The 9,615-nt window shown below is 44.2% G+C and carries 8 protein-coding genes; 5 read left to right on the forward strand and 3 right to left on the reverse strand.

The window, feature by feature from the left end; genetic code table 11:
- Positions 1-1,134, forward strand: a 1,134-nt coding sequence (locus E8M12_RS16350) for an Iota-carrageenase (RefSeq protein ID WP_169303168.1), incomplete at its 5' end; no start/stop codon positions are given.
- A gap of 118 nt (positions 1,135-1,252) precedes the next feature.
- Here the strand turns inward: E8M12_RS16350 and galK are convergent.
- Complete coding sequence (gene galK / locus E8M12_RS16115) at positions 1,253-2,395, reverse strand: galactokinase (protein ID WP_136737302.1); 1,143 nt, start codon at positions 2,393-2,395, stop codon at positions 1,253-1,255.
- Positions 2,392-3,438 carry a UDP-glucose--hexose-1-phosphate uridylyltransferase gene (locus E8M12_RS16120; protein WP_136737303.1) on the reverse strand — a complete coding sequence of 349 codons (1,047 nt, stop codon included), beginning with the start codon at positions 3,436-3,438 and terminating at the stop codon, positions 2,392-2,394. The genes galK and E8M12_RS16120 overlap by 4 nt, the downstream gene beginning before the upstream one ends.
- 146 nt (positions 3,439-3,584) lie before the next feature.
- Here E8M12_RS16120 and E8M12_RS16125 point away from each other — a divergent pair, with 146 nt between their 5' ends.
- From E8M12_RS16125 to E8M12_RS16135, 3 genes are all read left to right on the forward strand, one after another.
- A complete protein-coding gene (locus tag E8M12_RS16125; protein ID WP_136737304.1) occupies positions 3,585-4,589 on the forward strand; it encodes a LacI family DNA-binding transcriptional regulator in 1,005 nt (334 codons plus the stop codon).
- A 92-nt stretch (positions 4,590-4,681) separates the two neighbouring features.
- Positions 4,682-5,752 (forward strand): aldose epimerase family protein, encoded by a 1,071-nt coding sequence (locus tag E8M12_RS16130; RefSeq protein WP_136737305.1) that lies wholly within the window; start codon positions 4,682-4,684, stop codon positions 5,750-5,752.
- Positions 5,753-5,853: 101 nt separating this feature from the next.
- Complete coding sequence (locus tag E8M12_RS16135) at positions 5,854-8,049, forward strand: multiheme c-type cytochrome (RefSeq protein ID WP_136737306.1); 2,196 nt, start codon at positions 5,854-5,856, stop codon at positions 8,047-8,049.
- A gap of 463 nt (positions 8,050-8,512) precedes the next feature.
- On the opposite strand, the gene E8M12_RS16140 is transcribed toward E8M12_RS16135, so the two are convergent.
- Entirely contained in the window at positions 8,513-8,734 is a 222-nt protein-coding gene (locus E8M12_RS16140) for a helix-turn-helix domain-containing protein (protein ID WP_136737307.1), read from the reverse strand.
- Positions 8,735-9,091: 357 nt separating this feature from the next.
- On the opposite strand from E8M12_RS16140, the gene E8M12_RS16145 reads away from it, so the two are divergent.
- Positions 9,092-9,580 (forward strand): TnsA endonuclease N-terminal domain-containing protein, encoded by a 489-nt coding sequence (locus tag E8M12_RS16145; RefSeq protein WP_169303169.1) that lies wholly within the window; start codon positions 9,092-9,094, stop codon positions 9,578-9,580.
- The last annotated feature ends 35 nt before the right edge of the window (positions 9,581-9,615 follow it).

The following is a 9,615-nucleotide window of genomic DNA, read 5'->3' on the forward strand; positions in this document are numbered from 1 at the left end:
ACGTTTTATATGGCTGCTGGTGGCGGTTATAACGTCTGGATGTTTGAAATGGGCAATGGCAGTCAGGGCAAGGCCGAAAACTTTAGTGTGATAGGCCTTGGCAATGGCTTTACCATTGATTTACGCACCGCGGCCAATGAGCGTACCGCCGTGTTTAAGATGGGCGATATCGACAACTTTAAATTCTCGAACTTCACCATTGAAGATAACAAAACCATTTTTGCCTCGTTCCTGGTCGGTATCACCGAGCGCGACAATGACATCCACTGGCCGGTGAACGGCATTATCGAAAACATTGACCAACGTAACTCGCTGTTCGGTTATGGCCTGGTGCAAACTTATGCAGCAGATAACATTTTGTTCAGAAACCTGCACAGCGAGGGTGGTATCACCTTGCGCATGGAAACCGATAACCTGACGATGAAAGACTATGGCAAAGGTGGCATTCGCAACATCTTTGCGCAAAACATTCGCGGCACAGACTGCCTGGCGCCGGTGATGTTTGGTCCTCACTTTCAGGAAAATGGCTCGGTCCAGGTTGATGGCGTCACCGCCAATGGCTGTGGCCAGGCGGTTCGTGTTGATAGTGGCTTTGTCGAGCTGTTCAGTCCGGCGGGTGAGACTTATACCCGCGAGCAATGGAAAGCGGAAATTGATGCAACGTATGGCGAAGGCTGCTCCGCTCAACCGTATTCGCGCGGCGTTAATCAGTGGGCGGCACGAATCAACCCGGTTAATGACTGCTTGGATAAAGTACATCAACGTACCAACCTTAAACCGGGCTGGTTTGCAGAGTCTTATATCTATAACGTCAATGCTCACTTCGGCCTGGACGCACACTTAAAACAAAACCAGCTCGATTACTTTGAAACCACCAACCCCAATTGTGACAACGTTTGCCTGCCGACCACCGAGCAGTGGTCTAAGCAAGGACAGATATATATCGGTCCATCATTGGGTGGGGTAATTGATTACAACGAGCCAGGTGTGGATTACCACTTCAATATCAATATTGAGAGCCTGAACATGACTGGATTTATCGAGCCGTATCATTTGCTGATAAACGGCAGTACCCCGGAAGCGAAGGTGTGTAATTACTATGGCATGCAATCGTGTGCGGATAGCCGTTGGTAAAATTGATTTAAAGCTTTTAAGGACTGCAGATTGGTTCTTGGAAAGAAAGGTTTGATTCAGATTGTGGTTCGGGAATACTATCGCTCGAACCACAATTTTTGACGATTCAACTTAACGATTAGCGAAAGGCGCCTTGCTCAGGTGAACACACGTATATATCCGCACTTAGGTTTGAACGCGATGGGTACTGTTGTGCAACTGTATCCTTAATGGAATCTACCAAATGCTTAGGCGCAAGAGCGATAACACATCCTCCAAACCCGCCGCCAGTCATACGGCAACCCCCATTATCTCCCAATACCGAGTGAATGATATCAACCAAAGCATCCATCTCCGGTGTCGTAACTTCAAAGTCTTGTTTTAGAGAGAGATGTGATGCCCGCATCAATTCACTCATGGTTTTAATGTCATTCGATTTCAAGGCCTCAAGCGCTGCCAGGGTGCGATCATTTTCACTGATGACATGGCGAGCACGGCGAAATTCTACGTCGGATAACTGTGCTTTTTCCTCAAGCAATTGTTCCATGCTCAAATCTCGAAGCGCTTTAACATTAAAATATTTCGCGACTGCTTCGCATTGCTCTCTTCGTAAATTATACTCGCTGTCGACCAAACCTCGTTTGACATTAGAATTTACTATCACAAAGCAATAACCTTCCGGGATCGGCGCATCCTCAAATGTCAGAGCACGACAATCCAATAACATGGCATTGGATTCTTGTCCCATCGCTGAAATTAATTGATCCATAATGCCGCAATTACAGCCCACAAACTGGTTTTCTGCCTGTTGACCAAGAAGCGCGGCTTCTATGCCATCCAACGGCAGTGAAAAAAGCTCTTTAAAGGTTTTCAGTATGGCGATTTCAAAACTAGCTGAGGAGCTCAGTCCAGCGCCCTGGGGCACATTACCGGTAACCGCCAGGGTTGCTCCACGCAGGTCTGGGAACTTCTTAAGTAACATGGACAAGGTACCACGCACGTAGTTACTCCACATATGCTGGTCATCAAACTCGATATTTTCGAGGTTGAATTCACTCGTTTGCTGATCGCAATCGTGGGCATAAACGATAATTTTGCGATCATCGCGAGGTGATGCCGCAATCGCAGTACCATAATTAATCGCAGCCGGTAGCACAAAACCATCGTTATAATCGGTGTGATCACCAATAATATTGACGCGCCCGGGCGCGTAGCATACCAGTTCGCTGTGGCTACCAAACTGAGTTGTAAAATATTGCTTTGCTTGTTCGGTTAAGTTCACTTTGTTAATTCCTTATAGTGAGTCGCATTGACGTCTCGTAATCGTTCAGCTGCTTGTTCAGCGGTCAAGTCTCGCTGTGCCTCAGCCATCATTTCATAGCCCACCATAAACTTTTTCACGGTGGCACTGCGCAGTAATGGCGGAAAGAAACTGGCGTGCAACGTCCATTCAGGGTGATCCTGACCATCAAATGGCGCACCGTGCCAACCCATGGAATAGGGAAATGAACAATTGAACAGGTTGTCATAACGTATGGTGATTTGTTTGAGAATATCCGCCAGGTTATGGATTTGAGTTTCATTGAGTTCAGGCATGCGTTGAACTTTAAAGCGGGGCAATAACAAGGTCTCAAATGGCCAGGCTGCCCAATAGGGGACAACCACGACCCAGTCATCATTGCTAACAACGACCCGCTGTTGTTCTTCTAGTTCACGCTTCACATAGTCGTGTAACAAATTGCCATTATGATTTTTTAGATATTCTTGTTGAGCGTTCTGCTTTTTCTGAACCAGAGTCGGGAGCTGGGTTTGTGCCCAAACTTGTCCATGCGGATGGGGATTGGAACATCCCATCATTGCCCCTTTATTTTCAAAAACCTGCACTGATGCAAACTTTTGACCCAGATCCTGACACTGTTGTTGCCAGGTGCGGACCACGTCTTCCAGTTCCGCAATCGATAACTCGGGCAGGGTTTTACTGTGATCTTCACTGAAACAAATGACCCGACTGACCCCTTGCTCAGCACAAACTTTAAATAACGGGTCGCTATCAGCATAACTTGGAGTGTCTTGCTTTAGTGCAGCAAAGTCATTATCAAATACATAAGTGCCCCGATATTGCTCATTAACTTCACCATTAATTCGGGTGTTTCCCGCACATAGGTAACAGTTTGCATCATATGCTGATTTTTTTTCCTCACTGGCAGGTTCCACCTGCCCTTGCCATGGTCGCTTAGCACGGTGAGGCGAAACTAATATCCATTCGCCAGTTAACGGATTGAAACGGCGGTGAGGGTGTTCGGTTGGCACGAAAGTGTCGTTCATATTCTTTTCCACAATCAATCTTTTTTATGAGTGTAAACGTTTTCATTTTGCGTCGCAATATCGACTGTTGTAGATATGGAGATATCATGATTTTTCGTATAATATGCAGAAATAAATTTATTTTATTGAGAGATAACGTTTACATTATGGCTACGATAAAGGATGTTGCGAAAGTTGCAGGCGTTTCCATTGCGACCGTATCTCGGGTTATTAATCAGGGTGAAAAGGTTAATCAAAAGACCCGCGACAAGGTCCGCACGGTCATGCAACAGCTCGGATACCGTCCCAATGCCAACGCACAAGCTCTGGTCACCCAGAAAAGTAAAACCCTTGGGGTTGTTATCCCTGAGCTAACCGATCCATTTTTTGCACTACTGGCAAGTGGTGTGGAGGCAATCGCCAAAGAAATGGGACTGCAATTATTATTGAGCACAGGTACCGGTAGTGCAGAATCTGAGCTTGATGCGTTAAACATTCTTCTGGACAGGCGCTGTGAAGCGATTGTTATGCACTCGAAACACATCTCAGACCAAAAATTGCAACAGCTACTCGGTCAGAATCCAGGCCTGGTGTTAATTGATCGATATATTCCCGAAGTACAGGAGCGCTGCATATGGCTTGATAATATTGAAGGGGGACGTATTGCCGCCCGACATTTATTATCGCTCGGACACAAATGCTTTGCCTGTATTTCCAGTGAATACGATATCGAGGATCCACAATTAAGACTACAGGGCTTCGTGGAAACGCTGAATGAGCAGGGGATTTCCAAAGGTACGGTGGCCGTTTCGATGGCAACGCCGAATCAACAGGGCGGGCAATCAGCTACCCAGGAATTACTGGCAACCGGACAACCTTTCACGGCACTTTTTGCTTATAACGATGCGATGGCTTCAGGTGCGATAAGTACATTAGAAGACAATGGTATTCGAGTGCCCGAGGACGTCTCTATCATTGGCTTTGACGATGTTATATTGGCGAGCTTTACCCGTCCTAAGTTGACAACATTAAAATATCCAGTCGAAGAAATGGCAGCTCAAGCTGCACAGTTGGCCTTAATGCATCTTGATGGAGAAGTGACAACTATGCAGACAGAAATGAAGCACCTTCCGAGTCTGATCCGCAGAGCGTCTTGTGCTCGACTCCGCTAAACATAATATTTGATAACTTTTTCATCTGTAAAAATGAAATCTGATTACGGTAAATATTAAATTTATCGGCATGCTTTAAAAAAGGAAGTTTTATGTCCCACTTCGTACCGAACGCATCTGTTACCCACTACGGCTATTTATTGGATCAGACGGAAGTCTTGCAAGTTACCTTAACGAATCAAAATGGCATTGAAGTTGATGTGATTAGTTTTGGTGGCATCATTACCCGCATTGCTACGCCAGATCGCAACGGTCAAAAGACCAATATTGTATTAGGCATGGATAACATAGCAGCCTATGAAGCAGGAAATCCTTACTATGGTGCGATCATTGGTCGTTACGGTAATCGCATTGCTAACGGTAAGTTCACGTTAAACGGGGTGGCCTATCAGCTTGCCAAAAACAATGGCGCAAATCATTTGCATGGCGGATTAAATGGCTTTGATCGTAAAAACTGGGAGCTTGAACCATTCACTAATGAGAATAGCTCTGGGGTTAAACTGAGTGCAACCAGCCCCGATGGTGATCAGGGATATCCGGGTGAACTGTACATGGAAGTCACCTATATTTTGACTAGTGAAAACACTTTAGAAATGAGCTTTGCGGCGACAACGGATCGGGCAACTATTGTAAATATGACGCAGCACTCATATTTTAACCTGGCCGGTGAAGGTACTATATTAAATCACCAGTTAACTATGTTCGCCGATGCCATTACTCCGGTTGATGTTAACTTAATTCCGACGGGTAAATTCATGTCGGTCGCAGGGACACCGTTTGATTTCAGAAAACCGAAGGCTATCGGTAAAGACATAAACCTTGGTCATGAGCAGCTCGTTATCGGTCGCGGCTACGATCATAATTACGTGCTGAAGAAAGTTGGAAATGATGAACTGGTTCAAGCCGCTGAAGTACTAGAACCGTTGTCGGGTCGGGTATTGAAGGTTTATACCGACCAACCAGGAGTACAGTTTTATTCCGGCAATTTTTTGGATGGTTCCACCAGTCGCAACGATACACCTATTGAAGGTCGTACAGGTTTTTGTTTAGAGGCTCAACATTACCCGGATTCGCCAAATCAAGCGCATTTTCCATCTACGGTATTATTGCCGGGGCAACAATACCACAATCGCATTGTGTATGGATTTGATGTGGCTGGGTAATTATCTGAAAGCAAACATTGCACGCTAATATCCGTTGTAGCAATAAACTGCAAAAGGCGGATTTTTATCTGACATATTAACCAGGACCATGGATTAGTTTCATGAAGTTATTCATTTCCAAAGTTTCCCTACTCGTTACTCTGTGGATTACAGGGTGGCTTTTCGCGTTCGCAGAGCCAGTGACAAGTTGTGTCAGTTGCCATCAATCCCAGGTTTCCTCATGGCAACAATCGGACCACGCCAAGGCGATGGCGGTTGCGAACTCAAAAACAATCCTGGGCGACTTTACCGGAGTGAGTGTTAAACACTTCACTCAGACTGCGAGATTTTTTCAAAAGCAGGGTAAGTATTTTATGGCCTTAAACCATGAAAATAAATCTGCCGAATATCAGGTTGAATACGTATTTGGACATTATCCGTTGCAACAGTATCTGATAAAGGCCAAAGGTGGGCGATTGCAGGTGTTTCCGTTTGCCTGGGATAGTCGAAGCGCCGGGGAGGGTGGGCAACGCTGGTATCCCATTTATGCCGATGAAGATATAAAGTCAGCAGATCGATTGCATTGGCAGCAACCAATGCAAAATTGGAATGGTATGTGTGCCGATTGCCATTCTGATGGCTTAACCCGAAACTATGATCCAGAATCAAATGCCTTTAACAGTCATTTTGATAATATCAATGTCGGCTGTCAGTCGTGTCACGGCAATATGGAAAATCATGCGACAAAGGGTGGAAACTCATACAGTTCCGCGGCCGAAACTAATACGTCAACACATGGTAAGCAGAGCCGCGATGGGCAAAACATTGGTCAGTGGTTGCGCATGGCAGGCGAGGATGTTGCCAGCTGGAAAGGTGGCAAGCGAGACAATCGCTTTATGGAAAATTGCTTTGCCTGCCATTCATTGCGTTCCCCTTTGACCGATGGCATTGATCCCAAAGCCTCATTTTTAGACCAGTTTTCCCCTAGCATGTTGGCGCAGCCTTTGTATTACAGCGATGGCCAAATTAAAGAAGAAGTGTATGTCTATGGTTCATTCCTGCAAAGTAAAATGTATGCCGCCGGTGTAAATTGTCTCGACTGTCATGATGCTCACACTATGAAAATAAAGGTAGAGGGGAATGGTTTGTGTCTGCAGTGCCACAGTGCTGAAAAGTATCAGCAAACCTCGCATACCGGACACCCGCTAGATGCACCTGGCGGTCAGTGTGTTGATTGTCATATGCCAGAAACCACGTATATGGGGGTAGATGCCAGACGAGACCACAGTTTTAAAATCCCACGCCCGGATTTAAGTGTGCGCTTTGCGAGCCCGAATGCCTGCAGTAAATGCCATGAAGGTAAGTCGAATAGCTGGGCAAGTACACAACTGAAAAATTGGCATGGTAAACCGGAATCACTGAGCCGTGACGAACAAAACTATCTAACATTACAACACGGTGGTCGACTGCCGTTAGAACAACACCTTAATGTCATTAATAGCAAAGTCTTAAATGAAATTTATCGTGCCAGCGCACTGCGGCTGTTACCTAACACCAACTCATCAATTAACGAATCGATGGCCAAAACCTGGATCCAATCAGACGAGCCGTTAATTCGGTTAGCTGTTGCTCACATTGGTTTTCTGTTACCAGCAGAGCAACAACAAGGCTTGTATTTGAATTTGCTAGAAGATGAATACAAAGCGGTGCGTGTCGCAGCGGCACAGCAGTTGATGAATTTAGGCGTAGAGTTTTCACCGGCACTAGCAAAGGCGCTATCGGAGCTGTTTGCAGCAAACGAGCAAAATCGCTGGCGTGGTGAAGGTGGCTTAAATCAAAGTATGTTGCATATTGCCTTTGGAGAATATAACCAGGCAGAGCAAGCTCTGAAGCAAGCGATTCAGGTCGATCCCTATTTTGACCCATCCTATGTGAACTTAGCGGATCTTTATCGAGCCATGAATCAAACCGAAAATGAATTGGCAATGTATCAGGCAGGTCTTAAAGCGGTACCGACTTCTGCAGCTCTGCACTATGGCTATGGCATGTATCTGGTACGAAGTGGTGACAAGCCGCAGGCAGTTGATGCATTTTCCCAGGCGGTTACCTTTGGCCCAGACAATGTGCAGTACGCCTATGTATACATTTTGAGTCTCGATAGCATTGGTGAAAATGGTAAAGCATTATCTCGGTTAAAAGAAATACTGCCAAAGTACAATAACCATCCGCAGTTAGTGCAATTAGGTTTAAGTCTTGCTCAGAAATATCAGGATGTTAGTGCTTATCAATTTTTCATTTCATTGCAGACTCAAAACTAAGTAATTTTTTCTAACCAATAGTTGGCTGGAAAACTAGCAGCGAATCAAATTTCGCTGAAAAACTCATTTTTATCAATTAACGAAAATAGAGGCTCTTAATTTAAATATCATGAACCGGCCTTCCAATTTGTTTGTTAAGAAAGACAGTTCTAACTTGGTTAATAGATAAAGCGTTGCAGGAGATAGTTTCTTCTGTAGCGCTTCGCGAGAAACTATGTGGTTATTTACGATAGATAGTTTCTTCTGTAGCGCTTCGCAGGAAACTATCTACCTAATTTAAGCAGATAGTTTCTAACAAAGATTTCTCCAATCTGATCGAGCTGTGTATTCAATTCAGAGGAGCAGCAGAGGTCAAGGTGGTGAGCAGCTGTGGTATTAAAATACTACAACGTGAAAAACCTTCAAATTATCGGCAGGTCATGGCTGTAGTTAATTCAGATTAATCTCTACCCACATGGAAAGCTTAATTTTTGTCAACGTCCACTAATAGATCACATATTCTGCAATCAAAGACATCCGCAATCCGCTTAAGCATGATGACAGATACGTTTACTGACCCATTTTCGATTTTGCTCAAATGGCTTTGATTTATGTTTGCTTGAAAGGCAAGTTCGGCTTGATTCATATCGCGACGGATGCGCTCAATTTTTATCGTTTTGCCCAATTTTTCAGCGAATTCAACCATCTATATTCCCAACTGCTAAATGGTTTACTGTCCCATATAACATCTGGGTTTGCTAACGCATATAAAACTACTATAGTTATTTATAACTAATATTGTTGTTTAATGAATTATTGAAGTGCTTTAATCTTAAATAATTCCCATTAAAAGTGAGTTTTCGTTGTGGAGTTGCAACAACTAAATTCATTGTCAGGATCTACACGACATGAATCACAATTGAGTGAGTATGTGTTTCCATCACGATTGTTTGTTGATTATTTGAGCGATAAACGCCAAATAATAGAAGACAAAAGATACCTCTTTGAAAATTTTTCTCTTCATACAATCATTACTTCGATGAAAACAACATTGAGGCGGTGTATGAAACCAAGATTAATTCCTAGCCGGCATCGGTCGAACCCAATCATTAACTTTTTCAGTCATAAAAATGGCTGTCATATGTGGTGTGAAACGTATTTAGAAGAAAAGCACGCATTAACATTAGAGTTTGATAATTCGGTGCGCAGTTACACATCGCAACCGGGGAGCTTACTAATAAATGGCAAGCGATACACGCCAGACTTTTTAGTTGACTACCATTCCGGCAAGGCAGAGTGGCATGAGGTGAAACACAGCGGCGTTATTAAACGTACTCCAGATTTCAAAAAGACTTTCCGCCTCAACAGAATCGGTCTGCTTGAAGCCTTTAAAATCAAGCTAAAGCTATTCACTGAAGAGCACCTGGAGAATTTTAACATTGGCGTGTTAAAAGAACTGTATCGATTCAAAGCCGTCGATGTTTGTTGGTTTGAGCAGCTAAAAGGTGTTCCTGTTAATTTGCATCGAAAATTGATCCACTTCAACCCCTAATTTGCATCCAAAATTGATCCACTTCTTTAATTAGT

Origin of the sequence: Thalassotalea mangrovi (assembly GCF_005116735.1) — a bacterium.
Classification (GTDB): Bacteria; Pseudomonadota; Gammaproteobacteria; order Enterobacterales; family Alteromonadaceae; genus Thalassotalea_A; species Thalassotalea_A mangrovi.